The 25519-nt window shown below is 57.1% G+C and carries 22 protein-coding genes and 1 pseudogene; 8 read left to right on the top strand and 15 right to left on the bottom strand.

The genetic code is table 11. The annotated features are described in order from the left end of the window. Nucleotides 1-7: 7 nt before the first annotated feature. Together I5R65_RS21780 and I5R65_RS24500 are read left to right on the top strand one after the other, a co-directional pair. Entirely contained in the window at nucleotides 8-871 is an 864-nt protein-coding gene (locus I5R65_RS21780; RefSeq protein ID WP_180669432.1) for a hypothetical protein, read from the top strand. Nucleotides 872-875: 4 nt separating this feature from the next. After that, a pseudogene (locus tag I5R65_RS24500) lies at nucleotides 876-1175 on the top strand (hypothetical protein); the annotation flags it as partial. A gap of 2077 nt (nucleotides 1176-3252) precedes the next feature. Here I5R65_RS24500 and I5R65_RS21790 read toward each other — a convergent pair. From I5R65_RS21790 to I5R65_RS21800, 3 genes are read right to left on the bottom strand one after another with little or no spacing between them, the layout of a single operon-like run. Beyond that, nucleotides 3253-3819, bottom strand: a complete 567-nt coding sequence (locus tag I5R65_RS21790) for a carboxymuconolactone decarboxylase family protein (RefSeq protein WP_180669436.1) — start codon at nucleotides 3817-3819, stop codon at nucleotides 3253-3255. Between the two features lie 11 nt (nucleotides 3820-3830). Further along, the gene (locus I5R65_RS21795) at nucleotides 3831-5102 is read right to left on the bottom strand and encodes an MFS transporter (RefSeq protein ID WP_180669438.1); all 1272 of its coding nucleotides are present in this window, start codon (nucleotides 5100-5102) and stop codon (nucleotides 3831-3833) included. Nucleotides 5103-5143: 41 nt separating this feature from the next. Continuing rightward, a complete protein-coding gene (locus I5R65_RS21800; RefSeq protein ID WP_180669441.1) occupies nucleotides 5144-6256 on the bottom strand; it encodes a porin in 1113 nt (370 codons plus the stop codon). Between the two features lie 457 nt (nucleotides 6257-6713). Here I5R65_RS21800 and I5R65_RS21805 point away from each other — a divergent pair, with 457 nt between their 5' ends. Further along, a complete protein-coding gene (locus I5R65_RS21805; protein ID WP_180669443.1) occupies nucleotides 6714-7589 on the top strand; it encodes a helix-turn-helix domain-containing protein in 876 nt (291 codons plus the stop codon). A 101-nt stretch (nucleotides 7590-7690) separates the two neighbouring features. Here the strand turns inward: I5R65_RS21805 and I5R65_RS21810 are convergent, their stop codons facing one another. Genes I5R65_RS21810 through I5R65_RS21825 form a run of 4 tightly spaced genes read right to left on the bottom strand, consistent with a single transcriptional unit; the run spans nucleotide 7691 to nucleotide 10754 of the window. After that, entirely contained in the window at nucleotides 7691-8467 is a 777-nt protein-coding gene (locus tag I5R65_RS21810; protein ID WP_180669445.1) for an alpha/beta fold hydrolase, read from the bottom strand. A gap of 1 nt (nucleotide 8468) precedes the next feature. Continuing rightward, nucleotides 8469-9296 (bottom strand): 2,3-dihydroxyphenylpropionate 1,2-dioxygenase, encoded by an 828-nt coding sequence (locus I5R65_RS21815; protein WP_180669447.1) that lies wholly within the window; start codon nucleotides 9294-9296, stop codon nucleotides 8469-8471. Then, complete coding sequence (locus tag I5R65_RS21820; protein WP_180669449.1) at nucleotides 9289-9594, bottom strand: subunit of meta cleavage enzyme; 306 nt, start codon at nucleotides 9592-9594, stop codon at nucleotides 9289-9291. Before I5R65_RS21820 ends, I5R65_RS21815 begins: the two co-directional genes overlap by 8 nt. Continuing rightward, nucleotides 9591-10754, bottom strand: coding sequence for a S9 family peptidase (locus I5R65_RS21825; RefSeq protein WP_180669451.1), 1164 nt, complete (start codon nucleotides 10752-10754; stop codon nucleotides 9591-9593). Before I5R65_RS21825 ends, I5R65_RS21820 begins: the two co-directional genes overlap by 4 nt. Before the next feature lie 271 nt (nucleotides 10755-11025). On the opposite strand from I5R65_RS21825, the gene I5R65_RS21830 reads away from it, so the two are divergent. The 3 genes from I5R65_RS21830 (at nucleotide 11026) to I5R65_RS21840 (ending at nucleotide 14440) form a co-directional block, all read left to right on the top strand. Then, a complete protein-coding gene (locus I5R65_RS21830) occupies nucleotides 11026-12147 on the top strand; it encodes an FAD-dependent monooxygenase (protein WP_180669453.1) in 1122 nt (373 codons plus the stop codon). Between the two features lie 140 nt (nucleotides 12148-12287). After that, the gene (locus tag I5R65_RS21835; RefSeq protein WP_180669455.1) at nucleotides 12288-13442 is read left to right on the top strand and encodes an aromatic ring-hydroxylating dioxygenase subunit alpha; all 1155 of its coding nucleotides are present in this window, start codon (nucleotides 12288-12290) and stop codon (nucleotides 13440-13442) included. A gap of 26 nt (nucleotides 13443-13468) precedes the next feature. Beyond that, nucleotides 13469-14440 (top strand): PDR/VanB family oxidoreductase, encoded by a 972-nt coding sequence (locus I5R65_RS21840; RefSeq protein WP_180669457.1) that lies wholly within the window; start codon nucleotides 13469-13471, stop codon nucleotides 14438-14440. Nucleotides 14441-14492: 52 nt separating this feature from the next. On the opposite strand, the gene I5R65_RS21845 is transcribed toward I5R65_RS21840, so the two are convergent. The 8 genes from I5R65_RS21845 to I5R65_RS21880 all read right to left on the bottom strand — a co-directional run bounded on the left by I5R65_RS21845 (nucleotide 14493) and on the right by I5R65_RS21880 (nucleotide 23689). Next, nucleotides 14493-14984: a DinB family protein gene (locus tag I5R65_RS21845; protein ID WP_180669459.1), complete on the bottom strand. Its 492-nt coding sequence runs from the start codon at nucleotides 14982-14984 to the stop codon at nucleotides 14493-14495. A 102-nt stretch (nucleotides 14985-15086) separates the two neighbouring features. Next, nucleotides 15087-15890, bottom strand: a complete 804-nt coding sequence (locus tag I5R65_RS21850; protein WP_370460971.1) for an IclR family transcriptional regulator — start codon at nucleotides 15888-15890, stop codon at nucleotides 15087-15089. A 70-nt stretch (nucleotides 15891-15960) separates the two neighbouring features. Then, on the bottom strand, nucleotides 15961-17511 hold the full coding sequence (locus I5R65_RS21855; RefSeq protein WP_180669464.1) for an AMP-binding protein: 1551 nt from the start codon (nucleotides 17509-17511) through the stop codon (nucleotides 15961-15963). A 27-nt stretch (nucleotides 17512-17538) separates the two neighbouring features. Then, nucleotides 17539-19254, bottom strand: coding sequence for an ABC transporter permease subunit (locus I5R65_RS21860; protein WP_180669466.1), 1716 nt, complete (start codon nucleotides 19252-19254; stop codon nucleotides 17539-17541). 12 nt (nucleotides 19255-19266) lie between these two features. Then, nucleotides 19267-20319, bottom strand: a complete 1053-nt coding sequence (locus I5R65_RS21865; RefSeq protein WP_180669468.1) for an ABC transporter ATP-binding protein — start codon at nucleotides 20317-20319, stop codon at nucleotides 19267-19269. Nucleotides 20320-20457: 138 nt separating this feature from the next. Continuing rightward, a complete protein-coding gene (locus tag I5R65_RS21870) occupies nucleotides 20458-21516 on the bottom strand; it encodes an ABC transporter substrate-binding protein (protein ID WP_180669470.1) in 1059 nt (352 codons plus the stop codon). Between the two features lie 72 nt (nucleotides 21517-21588). Then, entirely contained in the window at nucleotides 21589-22362 is a 774-nt protein-coding gene (locus I5R65_RS21875) for an enoyl-CoA hydratase/isomerase family protein (RefSeq protein WP_180669473.1), read from the bottom strand. Between the two features lie 367 nt (nucleotides 22363-22729). Further along, nucleotides 22730-23689, bottom strand: coding sequence for an NAD-dependent epimerase/dehydratase family protein (locus I5R65_RS21880; RefSeq protein WP_180669475.1), 960 nt, complete (start codon nucleotides 23687-23689; stop codon nucleotides 22730-22732). 107 nt (nucleotides 23690-23796) lie between these two features. On the opposite strand from I5R65_RS21880, the gene I5R65_RS21885 reads away from it, so the two are divergent. Next, complete coding sequence (locus I5R65_RS21885) at nucleotides 23797-24690, top strand: LysR family transcriptional regulator (RefSeq protein WP_180669477.1); 894 nt, start codon at nucleotides 23797-23799, stop codon at nucleotides 24688-24690. Between the two features lie 212 nt (nucleotides 24691-24902). Continuing rightward, on the top strand, nucleotides 24903-25514 hold the full coding sequence (locus I5R65_RS21890; protein WP_102662688.1) for a TetR/AcrR family transcriptional regulator: 612 nt from the start codon (nucleotides 24903-24905) through the stop codon (nucleotides 25512-25514). The last annotated feature ends 5 nt before the right edge of the window (nucleotides 25515-25519 follow it).

Raw genomic sequence — 25519 nt, forward strand, 5'->3', positions numbered from 1 at the left:
GCCCTATATGGCTGAAAAATCAGTAGTCGTTATTGGCCTTCCTGAATCGGGAAAGACAACTTATCTCGCGGCATTCTGGCATGTACTCTTAGAAGCCGATATCAATAGCAAGTTGAAATTCTCTGTACTACGCTCCGGCAATACCGAACACTTAAATCAGATAGCCGATTTATGGCGTCAAGCTCACAAGCAAGAACGCACCTCGGTGTCCGGTGACCGAGTGGTTAATGTCATGGTTCGCGATGACGATGGGAACATAGATTCTGTTTCTTTTCCTGATGTCGCGGGGGAAGCGTTTAGACAAATGTGGGAAGAGCGGGAGTGCGATCAGGAAATTTCCAGAATGATTCTCAGCAATGGTGTGATGTTCTTTATCCATGCTGACACGATCAAAGCGCCTGGCTGGATTGTTGATGACCGCGTTCAAAGCGAAAATGCCGGAATCGCATATGAAACCGAGAATAACGGCATTCCTTTAGCATGGACACCAAGGATGGCTCCAACACAAGTCCAAGTTATTGACCTGCTGCAATCCTTACAGAATCCCCCATTCGATGTGGGGCCACGGAAGCTTGCCTTAGTGCTTTCTGCTTGGGACACCGTAGAAGCGGAAAAGCTATCCCCGAAAGATTATTTAGCAAAGCGAATGCCATTACTGCGTCAATATCTGACCAACGGACTTAACGATGGATGGACATTCCGAATTTACGGAATTAGTGCTCAAGGTGGTGATTATGACAAAAAGTCACAGCCTACTGTTGCTGCCGACAATCTGCGGGAACTGTCCTCACCTACGGAAAGAATTAAGGTCGAATATGATGGGAACATATCTCACGATCTTACTGAACCGTTACATTGGCTGTTAAGGTAGGACCGTGATTACAATTGTTCAACAAACGCTTCATGGATATTCGGACGGACATCGCCTACTGAATTCGTCAACTAGCTTCTCTTCGCCCGAAGCAAAGCTTGTTCTTGTTATGAGCGACGTTTCAGGACCTGGCGTCGCCTCTGAGGGCATCGCTTACCTTACGGGATATCCGTTAAGTGATGCTGGCGTATATGCGCTTGCAAAGACATGGCCTGCTCCCGAGATGAGTAGGCCGGGTTGCGTGTGGACTCACACACTCTATATTGATTTCGCAGATCTTGGCCGCATCACTTGCCCCTCTCAAATCGCCGAACACTTTATCCGTCCCGATGCTCATAACTTCCGTCAGTACTCCCAAACCTTGTCTGTTGAGTTAGATGACTTTTCTACTCCATTTGGGATGGAGGCCTCGCAGAAGGCATGGCTGAGCGAAGTATTGGCGGGTTTATACGAAAAACCGTTGGATAAGGTCTTGATTCGGCGAGAAAGCAATGTCGACGTTGACGCTTCCGTTTTGCGAGTGTGGGATCAGCAATGGCCAAGGCTTCGCCGCTCATTTAGATTCTGTACGCTTACAAGTAGAGATCGTTCAAACGAATACGGAGAGTTTGATCTGCAAGTTTTGCAAGCTCATTCCACCAATAGTAGAACCAATACATATTTGCCTCCCGTGCAAACGGAATGGCTATCCACTCTCGTCCGAGACATTGCTCAACCAAGTAACACTGGCTTGAGACAGACACTGCGTGTTTTAGGTGCAGAGACGCAAGGTGGAAGAGAAGCAATGGCCACGCTATGCAACTTTCATGCATTGCTTGAGAATGACGAGAAGCATCTAAGCATTGATGCAACCGTCGCATCACTTGAAAGTATTTCGCTACTGAATCAGTCGAAATATGCGCGTGCAGAAGTTGCAAAACTGGCGCTGCATAACATTGCAAATGCAAACAAAAACTCACTGACATTTGTCATAGATAACCTGAGCAGCCTAGAACCTTCATTAGTACAAGAGAAGTGTCAATCTCTAGCCAATATCTTATGGCGCCATTTCCCCGAAAAGTTATGGGAGCTCATTTCCAGTAATGAGTCAGTCTCCAAGATAATGCTATCTGCAGTTAAAGAAATACCTGTCGAATCAATTCTCTCTGGGTTCAGAGAGATGGAACTTTCCTATAGCCAGCTTCTTAAAATCAGACCTGATCTTCTATCGTCGGAAGCATTTTGGAAGCTAGCTCAAATTGATCCAGCACTGATCATCTCTGAAGACAGTGAAATCGATATGGAGGTAGTGATCGTAGCCATGCTACGGGGACTAAAACAGGAAAATCCAATCGCGTCCGCGGTCCGGCTTTTCGGATCTACTAAGATACTGTTCTGCATGTTAATGGCTAAGCATAGTCATGTTCGCATTGCACGCGAATCCTATTGGCTCCGGTTCTCATGCCTCAACACGAGTGCAGTAGCATCGTTTTTAACCGATGCGCATATCCATGATGAGAGGATGCTGGAGGCATTGTCGTTTGAGTTGTCTCCAGAATCGATACCAAATGAATATGGTCATGATCCGTGGTTCATCGCGCTCTCTAACTTAAAAAACAACACCGGAACTCTTTCAATACGGCTTGTCGCATACGCGTTTAGGCGTGCTTTGGGCTGGCGATCGCGCAGCGTAGGGGAGCTATTAAGCCTCTCCTTTGAATCATTGCACGCATCTCTTGAGAGGTCGGAACTAGATGACGAGAACTGGAATTTGATTGAGGACCGGTTGCCGTGGGTTCCATCTTATCGGAGATGGGACCGGTGTCTTCGTATTCGGCAAATCGTTGTAGAAACGTTTGTATCTAAGGATCTGCACATACAAACATTTTTAGATATCACTATAGACCAAGATTTATTTTTGAAGATGTTGGAAACAACTCTTGACACACTAGGTGGCTACCGTTATTTGAAGAAAATTGAGGCGTTTGTAGATCAAGATAATTTCATAGACGGAAATGTGCAAAAAATACTTCGCAACTTCATGAAGAAAAATCGCCGGATATGGTGATGCAGCCGCACATGCTGAAATGATAAACGCTAGATTTCCTTTAGCCGGCAGCCGATCGGTCCATCGATTTTCATTCAAAATTCCAAAGAATAATTTATGCCTCCACTACTGCTATTAAACGAAATCGCCAGGCGGCGCTACCTTTGCGAAGACACCCTGGACGGCTAAAAGCTGACCAGTGTAGTTTCAGGCGGAAGAGCTACTGAAATTGTTGGCTCTTGGATACAAGGTAAGGTTTCCTATTCAAGTTATCTGAGACGAATTTTATAGCCACTGTATACGTGAATTCTTTATAACCCACGTATGGCCAAGCCAGAATCAGTACCGGAGAAAACTACCCTTCAAACGGAAGCGGCCCGTCTCCATGGCACACCTGAAAAACATTCAACGTCATGGCGACCAACGCGTAGTAACCCAGCAGCCCAACAAGATTCACCAACACCTCGACACCAAAGTACTGCTCTGCCTCTTTGTAGAGCGGCTCTGAAACTCGCTTCGTTTCATAGAGTTCCTCCACCAGCTCCCAAATCAACTGTTCTTCACGAAGCGTGAATTCCGGCTCCTTGCCCAGGCGAACCAGTTCGATATTCCGTTCATCCAGTCCGGCATCGATGCCAATAGGATAGTGAATCTGCCACTCTGCCTGAGCTCGCCACTTCGAAGCCGTACAAAGGATCGCCAGCTCAGACAGCCGTAACGACAACTTCGTGTGATAGCGGCAGAATGCGCCAAGCTTCTGTGCATGCTGTGCCAGCTCAGGGCTGTGAATCCACGAGAGGAACGGACCGGCCAGGTTACCGCGCGGCCCGTTCAGGATGTCATCCAGGACGCGCTTCTGTTCTGGCGAGGCTGTTGCAACATCGACGACTGGCAGCCGAGGTTCGCCTGCGTTTTGTTCCATAGACTTCCTTGTCAAATACTCGAATGATGGGGATGTGCTTGAGCTTGCCCGACACGACCGCAAAGGTGGAGCATTACGAGCAGCAATGCGCACACTAAGGTGGCGGCTGAAAAGGCCAGTAGACCAGAGCGATAACTTCCGGAGGCTTGGCGCATGATGGGAAGAAATGCGGCGCCGGCACCAGCGCCGAACTGGAATACAGCGAAAATCACGCCATAGAGCTTGCCGAACGAGCGCATACCGAAATAGCGCTTCAAAAGGTAGCTGAGCACATCGAACTCTGCCCCCAGCACCATTCCCAGCAATGCGGCACATAGGAAAACAACGTCACCGGTGACGCCATACGCGTACAGCACACAGGCAATCGTGCCTCCCAGTACGAGGACACACATGACCAACGCGGCAGAGATGTAGTCAATAAGCAGGCCGGTAAGCAGGCGTCCCACAATGACGAAGATGCCGAAGGTCGCCTGTACCACCGCAGCGCGCTGTGGGGTCACGCCTGCATCAATCAACATTGGAATCTGGTGAACAATCAATGCGGTATTGATGACACCCAGCAGCATGAAGATGCCGACCAGCAGTTTGAATTGCTTACTACGTACGGCCACCTTGAAATCAACACCAGGAACGCTCTCCGCTTTCCCTTTTTTGGGCTCGGTACCGGGCTTTTCTCGGACGAAGAAGAACGCAATGGGAAGCGTCAGCGCGACCAACACGGCCAACTCCACGAATCCAGCACGCCAGCCCTGTTGAACAATCACCGTTCCGATAACGAGCGGAATCACGGCGCCACCGATGCCGATACCAGCGTTGGCGATGCCGATAGCCAGGCCCAGGCGCTTATCAAACCAGGAACTGACTACTCGGAGATACGAGAGCGGGAAGATACCAATCCCGATAGCTGGCAGAGCAACCCATGCGGCGTAGTAGATCCACGGCACTGGCGGCATGAAGTACATCAGCGCTACGGCGACGCAGAACAAGGGAATGCAAGGGACGATGACAGCCCGCGCGCCAAAGCGGTCAGTCAGGTAGCCCTGAATCGGGGAAATGAACATCACCGTATAAGACACGATAGAGCTGGCGAGCGCGATCTGGGTACGACTCCAGCCAAAATCGGCTTCGAGGGGCTTGATGAAAAGCCCCAGACTGAGGACCGCCACGGTACTGGGCCCGAACATCAATGCAATCATCGACGCCAAGACCACCACCCATCCGCGATACCGCCAGGACTCTTCTCCAACCACTGCGGCAGCAGTCCCACTGGACAACATATTCATACTATCTCCGTTCTGTTCTTTTAATTCAGGGCTTACGCTGCTCAGAAGCGGGTTGCCATGCCGATCCGGAAGATGGCTTGGCTACCTGTGCTGGAAGCAGACCCCGGGCCGTACAGGCCGTTGATCCAGGCCTGGGTAGTGGCGTTGTCGCCGCCTGCCTTCTGATACACGGTCTGCAGGTAGATATCGGTCCGCTTCGAGAGCCAATACTGCAGCGTCGCATTTCCCTGATGGGCGTAATTGTGCGCCAATTGCGCGTTCCCCTTCATGTACTCATAGGAGACGCCCAGGTTCCAGGCAACATCCATCTGCCAGTTGACGCCGGCTTGATAGACGTTCACCTCGCCCTTGGTCAGGGTATTGCGGGTGTTGGTGTAGAGCAGATTGAGCTTGTAGTCGCCGATCCGGTATCGCGCACCCAAACCCCAGTTGCGGATACCGTCGTGGCCGTTGCTCATGGTGGAATAGCGCGCATCGGTATATGCGGCTGCCAGGCCGAATGCACCACTGGCATAGTTGGTGCCGAGGCTGATGGTGCGCGATGCAGAGGTGTCTCCCGCTACCTCGCCGAGGCCATACATCCCACCGAACGTCACACCATTGAAATCCGGACTCAGATACTTGACGGAATTGGCGACGCGAGCCAGGCCGGCCAGGCGGTCGAAGTCCGAGGCGCCGGTTGGGTTGTTCGGCACCGCCAGGGCATTGAACGGTCCCTGGCGGAATGTGTAGTACCCGCCATAGGTCAGCGCGGAATCAAAGCCGCCGAATAACAGCGAGTCGTGCATGAATTCGTACTGGTTACCGGCGGTGAGTGTGCCCCATTTGTTATCCCTCAGACCAACCAGCGATTGGCGGCCGAAGATGAGATTGTTTCCGGGCAAGGATGCGCCGGTGCTGAGATTGAACTGGCTCTCAAGCTGGAAGATGGCCGCAGTGCCTCCACCCAGGTCTTCTTGTCCCTTGATGAACAGGATGTTCGGGACGCCGATGCCGTTATCGGCCCGCAGATTGCTTTTCCCGGATTGATTGCTGACGTATGAAACCCCTGCATCCATGATGCCCGAGATGGTGACACTGCTTTGAGCCCAGGAGGCGACGGGCAGCGTAGCAAGGGCAGCAATTGCACCGAATTTCCATTTGTTGTTTTGCATGTCTCTCTTTCCTCTTTCAGAAGGACGCACGACGCCCTATCGGCCAAGTGCGACATTCCATTTCGTTGTTATGGTTGTAGCTCGCCGTCAAAGACGACGATGCATCTGGCGCTGAGCGCCGCGTGGTGAAGTGGGCAAGGTCTCCGATGAACTGCGTTTAGGAGCTGCATTAATGAGCTACATTTATGAGCAGCTTTTTGTGTTGATGCGAGCAAACTATTTCTGTCTCCCATTTCCCGGTGGGAGTAGCGTTAATCTATTCCTTTACGATTCCCCATCTTGCTTCAGTCCGCGCTAGAATTTGACTAATAAGGCGACATCAGCGGCGGACTCATTTCGCCCACCAGCTGAAAACAAAAACAGCGCCGCGACGACCAAGGAGACAGCCATTTTTATCCGCACCTTCTCTACCGCTGAGAGTCCGTCCCGTGAGGGAGCTCGACTGTTCGAAAGGCAGATGGCCAGCCTTTTTTCGATCGGCCTGTCACTAGACTCCGGAAAAGACGAGCCCTTGAGCACCCAGATGCAAGCCTATTGCGGCAGAAGCCTGCAATTTGCGTCCATCCGCTTTTCTCCCCATGAGACGTCCGCACCGGCGACACATAAAGACACCCGCCGGTGGCTGGTGACTGTCCAGAAGGAAGGCGAGGCGCATGTTTCCCAAGGCGGGCGCAGCGCCCGTGTACGGCCTGGAGACATGGTGCTTATCGACCTGGCATCCCCCTTCCACATCGAAACCGGGCATATGGTGACGCACTCGACCTATGTGGATTCGGAGCTGTTGCGCAGGGTGGTTCCCGATGCGCATCTACGCACGGCCAGGCGAATCGAGACGGCCGGTGGCCCGGGGGCAATCTTCCGGGCAATGAATGACGAGATGTTCGGCATGGCATCGGATCTCGATGAAAATACGGCCGCTCGTATTGCGCAAGCCCTTCCGTACACACTTGCGGTTGCGCTTTCCCTCTGCGACAAGGAAATGACGGCCCTACCCTCCAAGCTGCACGTTTTTCACCTTGAGCGCATCCGTGCGTTTGTTCGTGACAACCTGCACGATTCGTCGCTGGATGCGGAGATGATTTCGCAGGCGGTCAACCTGTCGACGCGGCACATCTATCAGCTCTTTACCGCGGAACAGACATCGCTGATGAAGTGGGTGTGGTCCGAGCGTCTCGAGCGATGCCGTGAAGACCTGGTATCGCGCCAACTCTCGAACCGGCCCATCGGGGAGGTGGCTTATGGGTGGGGCTTCAGCGATGTTGCCCACTTCAGCCGTGCCTTCAAGGAGAAGTTCGACATGACTCCTCGGGAGTACAGGAAGGTGCACGGCTAAGCCCTGCATGGATGCGGCAGGGCCATGTGGCGAGGCCCCAATCCGCAGCCAACGGATTGGGGCCTCGGCCGTCAGGAGCTGCCTGACTCTTGACTCCTGATTCAGCTCAGCAGGAATTGCCCGACAACTTCCGTGAATTCGGCAGCGGCTTCAACATTGCTGATATGACCCGCCGGCAGCGCCACAAATCTGGCGCCCGCAATGCCTTCGGCGACCTTTGCACAAATCTCCGGCTTCACGGCGGCATCCCTCTCACCGGCCACGACCAGCGTGGGTACTGATATCTCCTGCAGTCTCGCTACGTGGTTCATTCCCTTGATGGCATCGACTGCCTCAAAGTACCCCGCCTGAGTGGTACCTCGTACAAGGGATTCAATCCACTTCACGGTCAGCGGCGCACGGGCGCGATAGTCATCATCGAACCAGCGCTCTATCGTCGAACGTACATGCTGCTCGGCGCCGACCTCGCGGTAACTCCTTTGACGCTCATTCCATAGCGCCACCAGGGGTTCAGGAGTGACCGCGCCGGCGTTGGCAAGGACGAGCTTTCGGATTCGCTCCGGAAATTCCAGTGCAAAAGCCTGTGCAAGCATTGCGCCAAGCGACACGCCGACCAGTGAGACCTGGTCAACACCCGCCCTCGTCAGAGTGACAGCCAGTTGCCGCGCGAAGTCCGTGAGTGTTGGCGCCCCCCCGAGTGGCTTACTGAAGCCGTGTCCAGGCAGGTCAACCAGAACCAGCCGGAACGACTTTGACCAGACTGGCACTTGCAGGCGCCAGATATCGCGATTCGCACAAATGGGATGCAGCAAGACGACCGCGTGACGTTCATCCTTGCCGAGTGACTCGGCTGCAAGTGGGACAATTTCAGCGTTCATCTCAGCCTTTCACTTTCCACTGGGCCAGACCAATCCCTGTGTACCATTTTGAGACTGCCTTGTAGTAGAGCGACTCGAACTGGGCGCCGGCTGCCGCACCATGGCCAATCAACCAGTTGCGGATTTCTTCCGCACCATTTCCTGCAGCAGCGACATGGCTTGTCGCGTGCTCAACAATCGTATCCGTATTACCGCTGCCCAGGTTGGCCAGGAACTGACGGTCAAATTCCTCGTTGACCATGCCCATTCGCGGCGTGGCGATATCGTGGCTGATGCCACCGGTTGCAAGAATCGCGATGCGCTTGCTGGCGTCAAAGCGGGTGATCGCCTTGCGAAGGAACTTGCCCCAGTCGACGCATCGGCGCATCGTGGGTAAGGGTGGCTGGACACAGTTCACCAGTAAGGGAACGATTTGCACATGAGGTACCAAACCGGCCAACAGCAGCGGGGTCAGCGCGCCGTGGTCAAGCACCAGCTCGATCGAGAAGGACGGGTCAAATCCGTTTTGTAGCGCTTCACCCAGGAGGTGCGCGCCCAACGCCGCATTCCCCGGCAGGACTTGCTTCTCGGCCTTCAGCCAGTGTTCCACAGGCGTCTGGTAGCTTTCGGCGGCACCGATGCAAAACGCAGGGAAGTTGTTGAAAAAGAAGTTGTGGACATGGTCATCGGAGATGACGATGACTGTATCGGGCCGCGACTCGGCGATACGCCGCCCCATATCCTTGAACGCCGCGAAAATCGCGTCCCGGTCTTCACCGGGGATGGCATCCGGAAAATTCAGCATGACGGGCGTGTGGCTCGCCGCATAGATTCCTACGAGTTCAGCCATTCTTTTGCCCTCCAGCGACGGCCTTCAGTGAGGCAAGGAATTCCTGTTCTGAAATGCGCAATCCCAGGCAGTGCGCCCTTAACAGATAGGGATTGGCTCCAGCCAGATACATGCTGCCAATATCATTGTCTCGAACTGCTACCCGAAGATTTTCCGGCATGGGAACCGTCGACAGATACTCGTTCGGAGATGCCAGATAGCGCTTGAGCTGCCCATCGTTGTGATGGACCTCGAACAGCACCTTGTTCAACCAGTAGGCAGATTGCGATGGGATCTGCTGGACCCAGTTTCCGCTCATGCGGCCCCCACCTGGTTTTTGACGTGGGTGGACAGCCACTGGACGATCGTTGGCAGCGTCTGCGGCGTATTTCCCATGTGTCCGCCCGGGAACAGGCGAACGGCCTTGGGAGTGCCACGCTCGATCAGGAGATGCAGGTCAGCGATGGGACACTGCTTGTCTTCTTTGCCGTTCACCAGCAGCATCGGCGCGCTGGGTTGGTCGAGCAGCCCCTGGTCGACCAGAGAAAGGCGCTTGAAGCCGTCAATGTATTCCTGGTCGGTAGACACGCCCAGCATGCGCTGACGCGTTTCGACAAGCTCCATCAGGTAGCTGTCGGGGTAACGGGAGGATTCGACCCACTCTGGCTGGAACATATAGTGGGCACCACCGCCCCAGTTCACAGCGGCCGCAATGCGTTCCGGGTGCACGTGTGCCAGTTTAGTGGCCCAGTAGCCGCCGAACGAGCGCCCCAGGATACCGACCTTTGCGCCGTCCAGGTCACTCTGACGACTGGCCCACTCGAATACGGGCAGGAACTGGCGCTCTGCATCCTGAACACCCTTCACTGGTGACTCGCCAGTGCCTGCATTGTCCATGGCGATGGTCGCCACGCCAGCAGCCAGGAAGGCATTGCATGCGGCGGTCATCTGTTCTTTCCACGCATCCACCCCGCCCCACATGACAACGACAGGCGGGCGCTCCACACCTTTGGGACGACGGATCAGGAACACAATTTCCTTGCCTTCACCGCTGCGGCCTTCGAAGGGAATGGTGACGCGCTGCACCGGATTATCCCAATACGAACCCGCCAGGACATAGGTCTCGCGCTCTGCGCGTGCACAACGCTCCTTGTCAGGATGATTCGGGCAAGGGAATCGACCCATGAAATAGAAGCCGCTTGCCTTCATGTAGAGCGCGGCGGCTTCGGCGTCGTTGGCGCTTTCACGGGCGCGGTCCGCCAGAGCGCGTGTTTCGTCACCGGCCTTGCCCCAGACTGCCGCCCACGATGCGCCATCCAGACCCTGAAGGGAGTCAATGAGACGCTCACCGTCTTCCTTCGACACCAGATTCATCGGGTGCACCTTGGCGGCCAGCTTACCCAGCATCCATTGCCTGGCTTCGGCCAGGGTCTTGGGGCGGCCCTGCACGGCGCCGGCATTCTCTACGTTCTCGCTCAATTCGTCACCTTTGTCAGTTGCAAGCCCTTATCGGTGTGGGCCCGGGACTGATATCGTAGGCGCGCGCAAGCCCGCCACTTTGCCCCCTGTGCTGCGCCTTTTGACCCTCAGCGCAGCATCGCTATCTGCCTCCTTCGCTCCGAGACAAATTGCACGGCCAGTTCAGGCAAATTTCATCCATGCATACCGCTACGCTGCCAGGGTGGATAACATTCTGGCCTTTCGTATCGACTGCGGTCGTGCTGGGTCCGGTAACTGGAGACTCGTGTAGATGCAACAGAAGAAGATTCTTATCGTGGGTGGCGGGGTTGGCGGGATGTCTGCCGCCATATCACTGGCCAGGTTCGGTCACCAAGTGGAGCTCATTGATCTTGACCCGGAATGGCGTGTCTACGGCGCCGGCATCACGATTACCGGCCCTACACTGCGGGCATTCAAAGCGCTAGGCGTGCTACCCGACATTGAAGCGCAGGCCTACACCGGCACCGGCATTCAGGTGTGCTCTACCGACGGTGCGCGTCTGGCAGTATTGCCCACCCCCGTACGACCAGAAGATGGCATTCCCGGCTGTGGCGGCATCATGCGGCCGGTACTGCACAAGATTCTGTCGGCCAGAGTCCTGGCGGCTGGCGTGAATGTGCGTCTTGGCCTGTCGGTTGAGAAGTTCGACCAAGGCCCAGACCAGGTCGATGTAGAACTGACCGACGGCACCAGGTCTGGCTATGACCTGGTGATCGGCGCGGACGGACTTTTCTCACGTGTCCGGAGCCTGCTCTTCCTCGACTCGCCCACTCCTGAGTACACCGGTCAAAGCGCCTGGCGCGCCCAACTGCCGCGCCCTCCTGAAATTGACCGGCGCCATTTCTTCCTGGGCGGCCCGTATAAGGTCGGTTTGACCCCCGTATCCAACGAGCGGATGTACATGTTTCTCCTGGAAAACGCCAAGGAAAAACGTCGGCTCCCGGAAGAGTCCCTTCCTGAAGAACTGGAACGTCTGACTCGCTCCTATGGCGGCATCATCCGCGAAATCGGCAAATCTCTGAGCGCGGAGAACACCATCGTCCATCGGCCGTTGGAAGCCTTTTTACTGCCGGGCCCATGGTTCAAGGGGCGAGTTCTTCTCATCGGCGATGCCGCCCATCCGACGACGCCTCAATTGGCGTCCGGTGCGGGTCTGGCGGCGGAAGATGCCTTGGTACTGGCTGAAGAATTTGGCGACGGCCAGGATATCGACCGCGCGTTGATGCGCTACATGTCCCGGCGCTATGAGCGCTGCCTGCTGGTGGTGCAGAACTCACTGGAGATTGGGCGACGCGAACAGGCCGGTCGGCCGATCGCCGAGCAAACCGTGCTTGTCGAACAATCCCTGAAGGTCCTGGCAGAGCCGATCTGACGCCGCCTCTTGGAGCAGCATAGCGTTTCCGTGCACGGCAAAATCGGGCAAGTCCTGCTTCGCATAGAGACAAAATCTTGCAGGCAAGAAGACTAATATCGGAATTTGCACCTAGCAATTACTACAAAGTGGAGACCAGCATGACACAGCCATCTCACGACATCATCCGCGGCGCACAAGTCGCCATGAGCCGCCTCGCCGACCGCAACACCCCGTTCATCTTCAACGAATGGTATGTCGCAGCCTTCAGCGATGAAGTAGGTCGTTTTCTGCTCAAACGCACCCTGCTCGGCAAACGCGTGATCCTGTACCGCACCGAAGCTGGCAATCCGGTCGTCATGGACGACCGTTGCGTGCACCGTTCCTATCCTCTGTCAGCGGGCCAGTTGGACGGTGATACCGTCGTCTGCGGCTACCATGGCCTGCGCTATGACCCATCCGGTGACTGCATCGAAGCCCCTGCAGTTGCAAAATGCCCGAAGAACATCGGCGTGCGTACCTATCCGCTTGCGGAGCGTGGCCCGGTCATCTGGATCTGGATGGGTGACCCTGCTCTGGCTGATGAATCCAAGGTTCCGGCGCTGCCCTGGATGGTGGATAGTGAATGGGCAGGCGCCAAGGGCTACTACGACCTGAAGTCCAGTTACGTCTATTTGCACGAGAATCTGCTGGATACCTCGCACCTGAGCTACATGCATGCGAACACCATCGGTTCACCCGACTATGTGAAAGCACCGACCACATCCGAGATGGGTGAAGGCAGGTTTTCCTTGGTACGCACGGTGTCGCCGACCAAACTGCCACCGGTCTGGGGAAAGCCGACAGGACTGGACGGCGTTCCAACCGCATCGCGCATCGTTCGCAATGAATTCCTGACGCCTGCGCTCTACGAGGTGACAACACGCTTGTACGATTCGGCACTTGCGGAAGGAGAACGTCCGGAATTCCTCATCAAGGTCGCTCACATGGCCACACCTGCCACGCACAACACCACCCACTACTTCATCTATTTGGGCCGTGACTTTGCCCAGACCGATGAGGCAGCGACGCAATTCATGGCCACGAATTTCTTCAAGGCATTCGATGAAGACGTGGTCGGCCTGAGCTTGCTCGAAGAAGTGATCGCAGAACAGGGGGACGACCTCTACGAGATTTCCATCGCCAGCGATGCGCTCGGCGTGGCCATGCGGCGCTATCTCAAAGGACGTGCCGACCAGGAAGCCAAGGATAAGGAAAACGCTCCGCCATCGACCGGTTCCGGCTTCCCCCAGACGGTGATGATGCAGCAGTCCTGAATCCAGAAGTCAGCAGGAATGAGAATATGAAGCTCGATGTAGGCAGTAACTTGTGGATGACCATGACCGTATCGGCCAAGGTCCTGGAAGCTGATGGAATCTATTCGTTCAAGTTCAGAGTGGCCAGTGGTGAGGCGTTGCCCCGCTTCACTGCCGGTTCGCACATTGATGTCGAAGTCGCTCCCAACCTGATCCGCCAATATTCGCTGTGTAACGTGGCAGGACAAGAGAGCGAGTACGAAATTGCCGTGCTTCTGACAGAACCGTCCCGTGGCGGCTCCAGGGGCATGCATGCGATTGAAGTCGGCCAATCGATCCGTATCAGTGCGCCCCGAAACAACTTCAACCTGGTACCCAGCACCGGTCGGTCGATTTTGGTGGCCGGTGGCGTGGGCATCACGCCCATATTGTCCATGGCAGAGGAGTTACACGCCCAATCCAGAGCATTCGAACTTCATTTCAGCGCCCGGTCACCCACTCGCGCAGCGTTTCGCCAGCGTCTTGCCGAACGCTCCTTTGCCAAAGACGTGCGGTTCTACTTCGATAACGAAGGTCAGAAGCTCGACCTGGCTGACATCGCCAGGTCTCGTCAACCCGATGACCACCTTTACGTGTGCGGGCCGACCGGGTTCATGGATTTCGTCTTGGGCGAATCGGAACGGCTGGGCTGGAAAAAAGAACAGCTCCACAAGGAGTATTTTTCCCCACCGTCGGTCGAGGAAAAGAGCGGCGCTAGCTTTGACGTCAAGATTGCAAGCACCGGCGATGTCTTCCACATCCCTGAAGACAAGTCAGTCGTTCAGGTATTGGCAGAAAATGGCATCGAAATTCCTACTTCCTGCGAGCAAGGGATATGCGGGACATGCATCACCCGCGTCCTGAGCGGCAGCATCGACCACCGCGATTTCATTCTCAGCGACGAAGAAAAGCGCCGCATGGACCAATTCACGCCATGCTGTTCCAGAGCGGCTTGCCAGGTGATTGAACTGGATTTGTAGTTACCCGTCATGGGCGCCGTGGCCTGCCACGGTTGCTGATGGGGGAATGCAATCAGCCCCTTCTCTCCGGCTCGGCAGCATGAATGAACACGTTGTAGGTATCGGCCGGACGATGACCACCTGCCAGATCAAGAGCGTGACCCATTGCCCCTCGATGGTAGGTTCCATGATTGATGAGGTGGAATAGGGCTTCTTCGCGGCTGAGTCTTCCCCGCTTCCCATCGACAAACGTGAAAGAAATGCTCTCCTTCCAACTGCTGGACGTCAGGCTCCTGGCATAGGCCAACGACCATTGGTTTGCCGCCGTCAGCCTGGAATCCAGCTCGGCCAATTCCGGCAGATGCTCGGTATTGGTGGAGTCATGGGGGTCATCAACTCCTCGCAATCTGGCTTGAAATAACTCCTCAACACGAACCATGTGGTTCAGCTGTTGCCGAGCGAAATCCAGCGCAGGCTTGTGTTCCGCTTGAGTGAGTTGCGCTACCGCATCAAGAATGCGCCGGTCCGACCAATTCTTGTATTCCAGGATTTTAATAAAGTCCATTTTAAAACTCCTCCTTGGCGCTGAACGATACCTCAGGTAGAGGCCGTGCGGGCGAGGCCAGTCATTTTGGAGGTGGCATTTCCGAACAGAGAAACGAGATGATCAACTGGCAATGGCACGCGCAGCAGACATCACCAGATCGGCGTGCCGGCGCTCGTCGGCGTCACCGCCCCAACGTGCAGTGACAATGGCCAGGTTGACTGCCCCGACCGGGCGGCCACGACGGTTATCCATCACCACCGCCGCCGTCGAGATATCGCCCAGGAAATATTCTTCGCGACTGTGCGCATAGCCCTGCTCGCGGAAACGGATCAGACGCTGCTTGATCGCATCCTTGTCGGCCACGGTATAGGGGGTGTACATGCGCAAGTCGCTGCGCGCGAGAATGTCGTCGACCTCATGTGGATCGAGCGCCGCCATCATGGCAAGACCGCTGGCGGTGCAAAATGCCGGTAAGCGCGTGCCGGTCACCACCGTCGGATTGAGCACATTGCTGCTGACGATACGCTGGACGAAAACAATCTCGCTGCCATCGAGGATGGTGAGATTGGTGGTCTCCTCGGTTTCCCGGCTCAGTTGTTGCAAGTAGGGCGTCGCGCGCAGCACAAGGTCGCTCGATGACAGATAGTGGTAGGCGAAGTTGAGTACCTGTGGCGCCAGCTCGTACTTGCGCACGGCCTCATCCTTGCTCAGGTAACCCAGCGTCATCAGCGTGTAGGTGAAACGTTGCGTCGTACTGAGATCGAAGCCGGTGAGGGCGGCGATCTGCGTCAGCGACAACTGCCGCTGCTGGCCGTCGAAGGCCATGAGTACCTTCATCGCCTTCTCGACCGAGTTCACGTACAGCGGTGAGTCTGCGCCCGTCAGTTCGTTGCCTGTGCGGGCGGTGTCTTTTTTTGTGGCCATGCGTTCGCTCATTGGCCCCGCATTGCGGCGGGGCATCTGTCAAAAAACACTATTATCGCCGCTTCCCACGTCACTTCAGCACATTGCTGACACGATCCCAGGCCAACGACAGATCACGGCTCAGCAAATGCTTGCGGATGCGTTCTGACAGCGTGGTTTCGAATCCTTGCGCCTGCTGGTAGTAACGCGGCAGCTGATAACTCGCCAGGCGCGAGCTGGCCCAGGCAGCCAATTCATCAAATGGGAGCTTCATCTCTTCCTTGAATTGCACGAACAGCATGATTTCCTGTTCGCCGACATCGCTGGCCACGCCGATGGCAGCGACGGCGGCGATGGCCGGGTGCATGACGAAGATGCGTTCGATTTCCCAGGCCGACACATTTTCTCCACGTACCCGCATACTGTCCGTCTTGCGGCCGACGAAGAACAGATCGCCTTCGTCATCCGAGCGTGCCATGTCACCGGTGTAGAGCTTGCCGTGGCGGCGCGCTTCGCTGGTGGCCTTCGGATTGTCCAGATAGGTGGGCAGGAAGCATCCCTCGACATCGGTGGACACCACAATCTGGCCGAGCTCGCCGGTGGGTACGGGTTGGTCGTTCTCATCGAGCAGCTCGACACGCAGCCAGGGCAAGGCGCGGCCGATCGATCCTGGTTTGCCGCTGTAGTTCACGGTGGTGAAACTCGACACCTCGGTCATGCCATAACATTCACGCAAGGCAATCCCCAGGCGTTGCACGATGCTGTCCCACGATTTGGCCGATACGCCAGCGCCCCAGGCGACCTGCAGCGTGTGCTGCGCTGGCTGGGTCTCGGGTGGCAACTGGCAGACGATATCGAGAATGCCGCCCAGGTAATGCAAATGGGTCGAGCGGGCCTGATCCACCTGCTGCCAAAAGCGACTGGCCGAGAAACGTTCGACCACCTGCAGGCTGACATCGGCCAGGAAGGGAACCAGCAGCAGCTGTGCACCACCGATGTGGCACAACGGCTCCCAGACGAACATGCGGGCGCCCGGCTTCACACCGGATACCAACACCGTGCCCTCGCTGGCGATGCGCATCATACGATGGGTAAATACGACGCCCTTGGGTGCTCCGGTGGTGCCGGAGGTGTAGATCAGGCACAGCGTGTCGTCCGATGCGATGGAGATGGGCGGCAGCGCTTCAGCAGCCGGCAGTTCCAGCTCATTGAGCCAGACCAGTTTTTTGGGTTCCTGTTCCAGGCCGGCGAGAGCCTGGGCAAAGCTGGGTTGCGTAATGAAGAGATCGGGCTTGCAGTGGCCGAGCAGATAGTCGATACCGGGCGCTTTGAGGCGCGTATTGACTGGCACCCAGACTGCCCCGCTCAGCATCAGCGCATAGATCAACGCCATGTGTTCGAGGCCATTTTCAAGCATCAAGGCAACCCGGTCGCCGTGGCCGATACCTTGGTGCGTCAGCCAGGTTCGCATGCGCGCGACACGCTGTGCCATCTCGCCATAGGAGGTGGGTACACCGTTGAACTCGATGAGCGTCTTTTCCGCACGCTCTGCATGGGCGGCAAAGCCGGATTGCAGTAGCGGCACAACATCGAGGTTATCAGCGGCGTCGCGAACGGGAAAGTAATGTGGATAGACGTGCATGTCGATTCTTATTCAAAAGGGGTGGAGTCAGGTACGGGCCATGCGTAATCTCTTGACCAGCGATGGGAGGGCGACCAGCAGTGCAATGATCACCACCATCACCAGCGATACGGCTGCCAGCGTCGGGTTCACTTGCAGGATCATGTCGTCCCACATCTGCTTGGGCAGCGTGTTCTTGAGGCCACCACTGACGAAGATTGCGATGGTCAGTTCGTCAAACGAAATGATGAATGCCATCTGTAACGCCGCTGCGATGCTGCCGATCATGATCGGCAAGTGGATGGTGCGCAGTCGCGTCATGGCCGACGCGCCGAGGATGCGCGCGGCGTCGTCCAGGCGCCAGTCGAAGCGCTTGAGTGCCGCCGCCATCGTCACCACGACATAGGGGATGGCCAGTACGGTGTGACCGATGACCAGGCCGATATCGGTGCCGACCAGGCTCAACCGGGAAAAAAGATAGAACAGACCGACCGCCACTACGATGCGTGGCACGATGAGGGGTGCCAGCAAGAAGGCAAAGAACGGCTTGGTCAGGCGCGAAGGCAAGCGGGTCAGCGCCAACGCTGCGCCGATGCCAAATGCGGTAGAGGCCAGCGCGGTGACCGTGGCGACGCCGAATGAACGCAGGAACGACGTCTGCCAGACTTCCGAGAACAGGAAACTGTTGAACCAGCGCAAGCTGAGTCCCTTGGGAGGGAAGCTCAGGAAGGCCGAATCGGTGAACGCAATGGGCAGCACCACGATGATCGGCAGGGACAGCAATGCCACAATGCCGAAGCCATAGACCTTCATCATCGGACGACGCCCATCGGTGGCACGGCGGAGCCCACTGAACAGGCGCCCGATGGCGATCAGCAGGGTATTGCTCCAGGTACCGCCACTGGACGACCGGGACCGCGTTTCGCCACTTAACGATGATAGACCGACCAGCTTGTCGTACAGCATGAAAATCAGGATGGCCGCCACCAGCAGTACCGCCGAAAGGGCCGCAGCGTAGGGCAGGTTGAATAGTTCGTTGATGGCCTGGATCACCAGTTGCGCCACCATGGTCTCGCTGGGCGCGCCGAGTAGGGCCGGCAGGATGAAGAAGCCGAGGCTGGTGATGAAGACCAGCAAGCCGGCAGCTGCCACGCCCGGCCCCGCCATAGGGAGGAAGATCGAGAAGAATGACACCGAAGGGCTGGCCCCCAGCGTTTCGGCCGCATGCATCAATTGCATGTTGACGCTGCGCATGATGGGCAGCATGTTGATGACGGCCAGCGGCAGCATGGCGTGCACCATGCCGATCATGACACCGAACATGGACGGCACCAGAGCACGCGCGTCGTCGACCATGCCCAGCGCGTGCGCCAGGGAAAGCAGTACCCCGGTCTTGGACAGCACCAGGATCCAGGCAAAGGTCTTGACCAGATAGCTCGTCCAGAATGGGATCATGATCCACATGATCCAGCGCTCGCGTATCCGATCGTCCAGCTGGCTAAGGAAATAGGCGACCGGAAAACCAAGCAAGACGGAGAACAGTGCGGTCATCCCGGAGATCGAGAAGGTCGTCCACAGCACCTTGAAGAACACGAAGTCACTACCCAGGCGCGCATATTGCGCGGTGGTGAAATGGCCATCGGCATCCAGCACGCTGGTTTGCAAGATCTCCACCACCGGCAGACAGAAAAAGATCGCCAGGAACAACAGACAAGGTACGGCTGGCAGCAGTGCGCGCAGGGTCTTCACGAATGAGGCAGGCATGATGTGCTCCGCTTATAGATTGACCACTGCAGCGTGGGCCGGGTTCCAGCGCAGGCCGATGTTGGCGCCGACCTCCGGCGCATCACGACGACTGCAGCGCAAGAGGAAAGGCTCGTCACCGCCCACGTCGACCAGCACGCGATAATCCGATCCGGCAAACACCACTTCAGTGACCTGGCCGTTGAGCAGCGCTTCAGTCGCACCGCACGGCGTGGCCTGCTCGGGTCGCACCACCAATGCTTGCGCCCTGCCTTCGCGCGCGGCCGCCGCGTCGAGGGGAAGTATGTGGCGGCCGTGATGCAATACGCTGACGCCGCCGGCGCCGCGTTGTGCCGTTCCCCGCAACAGGTTGGAATAACCAATGAACTGCGCCGAGAAGGCGGTGGCCGGGCGATCATAGAGATCTTCTGGCGTACCCAGTTGCTCGATCTTTGAATTGTTCATCAGGCAGATACGGTCGGAGAGGTTGAGTGCTTCTTCCTGATCGTGTGTGACATAGATGAAGGTGGCACCGAGCTCCTTGTGCAGCTTGCGGATCTCGGCCTGCATGTGTTCGCGCAGTTTTTTGTCCAGCGCACCCAACGGCTCGTCGAGCAGGATCACCGAAGGTTTGTAGACGAAACAGCGCGCCAGCGCGATGCGCTGTTGCTGTCCGCCCGATAGCTCGCGCGGCAGGCGGTGCACATAGGCCCCCATTTGCACCATATCCAGCGCATCCTGGACGGCGGCAGTGATCGCGGCCTTGTCCATCTTGCGCATGCGCAGCGGATAGGCGATGTTCTCCCACACTGACAAATGCGGAAACAGGGCATAACTCTGAAACACCATGCCAATGCCGCGTTCACCGGCCGGCTTGTGAGTGGCTTCCTTGCCGCTGATAATAAGTTGGCCTGCGCTGGGCTCGACCAGACCAGCGATGATCTGAAGCAGTGTCGTCTTGCCCGAGCCAGAGGGGCCGAGCAAGGTGAGGAACTCGCCATCTTGCACCGTCAGGTCGGTCGGCGAAAGCGCGGTCACGCTGTCGTAGTGTTTGCAGATACCCAGTGTTTGCAATCGTGCAGTCATGATGTGTCATTCAGTTCATGCACCCGCGCGGCGCATTTGACAAGCGCGTGGATGACGGTGCGAAAGAGGCAGGGATGGCTGCGCCGCATGACGCCCTGTGGCGTTGGCGCTGCGGCGCGGCTGTGCGGCTGTGCGGTCTTAGCTGAGCAGCCAGGCGTTGAAGCGGTCCGACACGGCGAGACGGTTCTTGTGCCACCAGGGGCCGTTTGGCGGGCGCATCTGACCGATGTTTTCCGGTGAGGTCGGCAGGATCGCCGCACGCTTGGGTGGGATGTCCTTGTACGCCTCCAGCGCCGTCGGACCATAGGCCAAGGTATCGGTGAATGCGCTTTGCAGCTTGGCGTCGGCACAGAACTTGACGAAGTCCCTGGCGATGGCAGCCTTCGGCGTACCCTTCGGTACGCCCCAGCCTTCCACCGAATACAAGCCCTGGTTCCAGTTGATGGCCACCGGTGCGCCGCCTTCGATGGCGGTTTGAGCGCGCGCATTCCAGATCGAGATCATGTCAACCTCACCGGATTGGATCAGCTGCATCGATTGCGCACCGCTGGTCCACCACACCGAGATGTGTTTCTTGATACGGTCCAGACTCTTGAAGGCGCGGTCAAGATCCAGCGGATAGAGTTTGTCGGGGCTGACGCCGTCAGCCATCAGGGCTTGTTCCAGGGTATCGATGGCATTGCGGCGCAACGCGCGGCGGCCAGGGAATTTCTCGACGTTCCAGAAATCGGCCCAGGTCTTGGGGGTATTGTTGGCGTACTTGTCGGTGCGGTAGGCCAGGATGGTGGCGTAGACATCTACCCCCAGGAAATTGGAAGTGACGGTACCGGCCAGCATGTTCTTGAAGTCGGTTGGCACCAGGCCCAGCGGTTCCAGCAGTCCGCCTTCTTCAAGGATGGGAATATCTTGTTGCAGGGTGAGCGTTGTGACGTCCCAGACAAAGTTCTTGGCCTTCACCATCGCGGTAAACTGGGCCACCGGTTGTGACTCGCGCGCGACGTTGACGATCTTGACGCCGGTTTCCTTCTCGAACGGATCGTAGAACGCCTTCCGATACGCTGTCGTATAAGGGCCGCCCGGATCGGACACCACCAGTGTCTTGTTCTGTGCGATAACCATCGGTGCTGCGACTGCCAATGCCGTGCCGCCTGCTGCCTTGAGCACTCCACGACGCTTGTTATTGACGGGCTGTTTCATACCATGCTCCCTCTGTAGAGTAGTTGATCCAAAACCTGCATTCCCTGCTGCTGTTACCGACGATGTAGCGCTTTACTTCGCGATGCTGTGGCCTCGCTTCTTGAAGAACTCTTCCATCATGCGTGCCGGCTCTCCAGTGGCGTAGGCTTCCATCTGGATACGACGCCCTGCAGCGATGGTCTTGACGAAGCCTTCTTCGGACACTTCGCAAAAGCGCTGCTTGTTCAGGCGCATTGCCACCGACGGTTTGGCGGCCAGTTCGCGTGCGATTTCCAGCGCCTTGGGCAGCACCTGTGCTGGCTCCACCAGATGGTGAATCAGGCCCAGGGCATGCGCTTCAGCGGCTTCCATCATGCGGCCGGTCAGCGTCAGTTCGATCGTGCGGGAAATGCCCAGCATCTGTTTCATGATCCAGGGACCGGTGACGCTAGGGATACCCGAATTGATCTCTGGTTGCCCCATCCGTGAGCCGGCGTGGCCAACACGAATGTCTGCCAACAGCGCCACCTGGAAGGCCGAGCCGGCCGCCGTTCCGTTGAGCGCGATGATCAATGGCTTTTGCAGCGTACGGATGGTGCGGTAGTAGTTTTCCCACTCGCTCATCCATTCATCGACGCGCGCCTGGTCGAAACCATGGGCTTCTTCCAGATCCTGGCCCGCGCAGAAGGCCCGGTCACCAGCACCGGTCATGACGATGGCGCCGATCGCCGTATCGGCATTGAAAGCGGCAAGTGCGGCGATGATCTCGTTGCGCATGGCGGTGTGCCACGCATTGAGTTTCTCGGGCCGGTTCAGCGTGATGATGGCGACATTGCCGTCCCGTGAAGTCTTGATGTATTTTTCCATAACTATTCCTATGTAATAACTAATGTTTTAATGTGCCATAAAATGATATAGCAACAAATGTGCCTGTCTATATGCAATGCAATAAGCGCCAAATGCACCATTAACTATCTTTGGGAGCGAGGCGAATCCCTGAAATTTGGCGCTACGCACAATGAATGAGCGAAGGTGCAGGGTTGGCCTGAGGGAAGAGAATGGTGGGAACGCGGCTGGCAGTCGGCTTGGTGGCCAGTGCTGTGTGCGTAGTTTGCTGCGCAACGGAGGGGGCGTGTTTCAGTGAGGGTGGACACCTGGTCCGGCGACGCGGGCGTTTCCAGGTGGATTTACTGGCGTACCGGATGGCTGCCTGAAACGGTAGGACGGCCGAGCGCTACGGCGTTGATACCGCGAGAAATCCGGGGCCTTTCAGCGCCAGCCGGATACCCTCAGCATAGGAAGTCTTTTCTATCGGCCCGATCAACTGCTGCAGCGCCGAATCGTCCATGATCACCGGCTGCGTCTGCAGATAATGCATCTCCACCAGTTCGCGCATGAACGGATTGAACATTCCGATGATGCGCAGCATGGTCTTGCCCGCCACGCGGATCTTCAATTTACGCCCGGTCTGGCGCTCCATTTCCGCAACCAGCGCTTTTTGCGTGGTCACGCCCGCGCCCGCCAGATGCCAGATCTTGCCGAATGCCGCAGGTGTGCCGACCAGCTTGGCCACGACCGGACCGACGTCAGGCACGAACACGAACTCGTGTGGCCGATCCAGCGGGCCGATCATGTCCGCCCTGCCGCCTTGCGCCGCTGCCTTGATCGCACCGTGCAACAAGCTGGCTTCGACGCCGGGGCCGTAGAAGTCCGGCAGGCGCAGTACCGCCGCCTGGACGCGCCCTTCGGCATGCGCCTGCATCAACAGATCTTCCTGCGCCTTGCGCATGCGCCCCTTGAAGGTATGCGGCTGGCGCGGATGGTCTTCACGCACCGGTGTGGTCTGCGGGACACCATACGGGTACACCGTGCCGATCAGGAGAATACGCTTGACCCCGGCGCGGATGGCGCCGGCCAGGGTCTTGCGCATCAGTTCTGGATGCAGCTCGAACTGCGTGTAGTTGACGCCGACCAGGTAGATCAGAGTATCGATGCCATGCGCGGCCGATTCCACCGATGCCGGTGAATCGGGGTTCCAGCTGACGATCTCGGCGAGCGGATCTGATCCGAAGGTCTTGCGCAGGCTTGCCTCGCTGCGGCCGACAACGCGGTAATTCTGGCCTTGGGCGCTGATGGCGGACGCGATGCTGCGACCGATGGCGCCGGCAGCACCAAACAGGGCAATCTTGGACATGGACTTCTCCTTGGGTAGCGTGTGATGGAAGAAGCTCCAGTATGCAAAATTGACGCATCAATGAAAATTGCATAAATTAGCCTAGCGTCTATACATAAATTAATATCATGGCCGACATCGAACCCAATTGGGAGTGGTACCGAACCTTCCTCAAGGTCTTGGAGACGGGCTCGCTGTCAGCGGCCGGACGCGAGATGGGCCTGACGCAGCCGACCGTGGGCCGCCATATCGACCAGCTGGAATCGACGCTGGGACTGAAACTCTTCGTTCGCTCCTTCGACGGCTTTTCGCCCACTGACGCAGCGCTGGAACTGAAACCCTATGCAGCCGGGATTGCCGCCACCTCCGCTGCATTGCGCCGGGTCGCCAGCAGCCAGGGCAGGGAAGTGCGCGGAACCGTCAGGCTGACCGCCAGCGAAATCATCAGCGTGGAAGTGCTGCCGCCCATCCTGACCGAACTCAGACGTCAGCATCCGGAGTTGCGCGTCGAACTGGTCATGTCAAACAAGCCCGATGACTTGCTGCAGCGAGAGGCGGATATCGCCGTGCGCATGTTCAAGCCGTCGCAGGATGCACTGATTGCCAAACGGCTGGGCAGCATCGAATTGGGGCTACATGCCCACCAGCGCTATCTTGCGGCCCACGGCACCCCTCGCTCGCTCGATGCGCTGGCCGATCATGCGCTCATCGGCTTCGACCAGGAAAGCGCCTATGTGCGCAAGGTATTGAAAGAGCTTCCCTGGCTTTCGCGTGCCATCCTGGCGTTCCGCACCGATAGCGACCTCGCACAACTGGCCGCCATCCGCGCTGGCTTCGGCATCGGCATCTGCCAGGTGGCGCTGGCCGCGAGGGACGATGCACTGGTGCGTCTGCTGCCCAGGCAATTCTCGCTCAAGATGGAAACATGGGTCGCCATGCATGAGGACTTGCGAGCAAGTCCGCGCTGCGCTGTGACATTTGCCGCCCTGGCAAAGGGCCTGAGCGCCTATATACGTAATTGACGTCCGCGTCGGGCGTTCAGGCAGCTTCTGCCGATTCTTCTCGAACGCCGAGTTTTTCCCTCCCTCTGTCCAGACAGCGATCAATTGCGCATTCGCAATTGATCAACAACCACAAGGTCCGTTGTTTCTTTCTCCCCATCGCAACGAAAGTTGTTGACCACTTAGAATGATCGTTCTACTATACATAGAACGATCATTCTCACCTGGTTCACATGGATACTACTGACGACTCCCCTCTCACCGCCCGGCTGCTGGCCGCGACCGAGAAACTCATCTATTCGGGGGGCATTCACGCCACCGGCATGGATGCCATCGTGAAGGCGTCCGGTGTGGCGCGGCGCAGTATCTACCAGCTTTATTCAAACAAGGAAGCCCTGGTCGCGGCCGCGCTGCTGGCGAGAGACCAACGGTGGATGGCGTGGTTTATCGATGCGACTTCGCAAACCAGTGCTCCGCTTGAGCGACTTGCGTCGATCTTTCCTGCGCTGCGCCAATGGTTTGAAACCGAGGATTTCCACGGCTGCGCATTTATCAATGCCGCCGGTGAGCTTGGAGGGGTCAATCCCGAGATTGGCGCGGTAGCAGCGCTGCACAAGCAACGCTTGCTCTCCTATCTCCGTGAGCTGACCAATGCGTCAGGCTTGAACAATCCGGACGAAATCGCGAACTATTTTCTGATTCTTATCGACGGCGCAACTGCAGTGGCCATGGTCACTGGCGATACAGGTGCCGCCGATAGCGCTGGTAGAGCGGCCGCTCTGCTTTTATCCACCCTGCAGCAGCAGGCGGGGTCCGTTTCACCTAAACATTCACGTCACCATTGAGGTCA

This window comes from Herbaspirillum sp. AP02 (assembly GCF_015767275.1).
Lineage (GTDB): Bacteria > Pseudomonadota > Gammaproteobacteria > Burkholderiales > Burkholderiaceae_D > Herbaspirillum.

Bases quoted from the DNA above. Each gene is read 5' to 3' on its own strand.
- I5R65_RS21780 (WP_180669432.1), top strand. From the start codon at position 8: ATGGCTGAAAAATCAGTAGTCGTTATTGGCCTTCCTGAATCGGGAAAG.
- I5R65_RS21790 (WP_180669436.1), bottom strand. From the start codon at position 3,819: ATGGAACAAAACGCAGGCGAACCTCGGCTGCCAGTCGTCGATGTTGCA.
- I5R65_RS21795 (WP_180669438.1), bottom strand. From the start codon at position 5,102: ATGAATATGTTGTCCAGTGGGACTGCTGCCGCAGTGGTTGGAGAAGAG.
- I5R65_RS21800 (WP_180669441.1), bottom strand. From the start codon at position 6,256: ATGCAAAACAACAAATGGAAATTCGGTGCAATTGCTGCCCTTGCTACG.
- I5R65_RS21805 (WP_180669443.1), top strand. From the start codon at position 6,714: ATGGCCAGCCTTTTTTCGATCGGCCTGTCACTAGACTCCGGAAAAGAC.
- I5R65_RS21810 (WP_180669445.1), bottom strand. From the start codon at position 8,467: ATGAACGCTGAAATTGTCCCACTTGCAGCCGAGTCACTCGGCAAGGAT.
- I5R65_RS21815 (WP_180669447.1), bottom strand. From the start codon at position 9,296: ATGGCTGAACTCGTAGGAATCTATGCGGCGAGCCACACGCCCGTCATG.
- I5R65_RS21820 (WP_180669449.1), bottom strand. From the start codon at position 9,594: ATGAGCGGAAACTGGGTCCAGCAGATCCCATCGCAATCTGCCTACTGG.
- I5R65_RS21830 (WP_180669453.1), top strand. From the start codon at position 11,026: ATGCAACAGAAGAAGATTCTTATCGTGGGTGGCGGGGTTGGCGGGATG.
- I5R65_RS21835 (WP_180669455.1), top strand. From the start codon at position 12,288: ATGACACAGCCATCTCACGACATCATCCGCGGCGCACAAGTCGCCATG.
- I5R65_RS21840 (WP_180669457.1), top strand. From the start codon at position 13,469: ATGAAGCTCGATGTAGGCAGTAACTTGTGGATGACCATGACCGTATCG.
- I5R65_RS21845 (WP_180669459.1), bottom strand. From the start codon at position 14,984: ATGGACTTTATTAAAATCCTGGAATACAAGAATTGGTCGGACCGGCGC.
- I5R65_RS21850 (WP_370460971.1), bottom strand. From the start codon at position 15,890: ATGGCCACAAAAAAAGACACCGCCCGCACAGGCAACGAACTGACGGGC.
- I5R65_RS21855 (WP_180669464.1), bottom strand. From the start codon at position 17,511: ATGCACGTCTATCCACATTACTTTCCCGTTCGCGACGCCGCTGATAAC.
- I5R65_RS21860 (WP_180669466.1), bottom strand. From the start codon at position 19,254: ATGCCTGCCTCATTCGTGAAGACCCTGCGCGCACTGCTGCCAGCCGTA.
- I5R65_RS21865 (WP_180669468.1), bottom strand. From the start codon at position 20,319: ATGACTGCACGATTGCAAACACTGGGTATCTGCAAACACTACGACAGC.
- I5R65_RS21870 (WP_180669470.1), bottom strand. From the start codon at position 21,516: ATGAAACAGCCCGTCAATAACAAGCGTCGTGGAGTGCTCAAGGCAGCA.
- I5R65_RS21875 (WP_180669473.1), bottom strand. From the start codon at position 22,362: ATGGAAAAATACATCAAGACTTCACGGGACGGCAATGTCGCCATCATC.
- I5R65_RS21880 (WP_180669475.1), bottom strand. From the start codon at position 23,689: ATGTCCAAGATTGCCCTGTTTGGTGCTGCCGGCGCCATCGGTCGCAGC.
- I5R65_RS21885 (WP_180669477.1), top strand. From the start codon at position 23,797: ATGGCCGACATCGAACCCAATTGGGAGTGGTACCGAACCTTCCTCAAG.
- I5R65_RS21890 (WP_102662688.1), top strand. From the start codon at position 24,903: ATGGATACTACTGACGACTCCCCTCTCACCGCCCGGCTGCTGGCCGCG.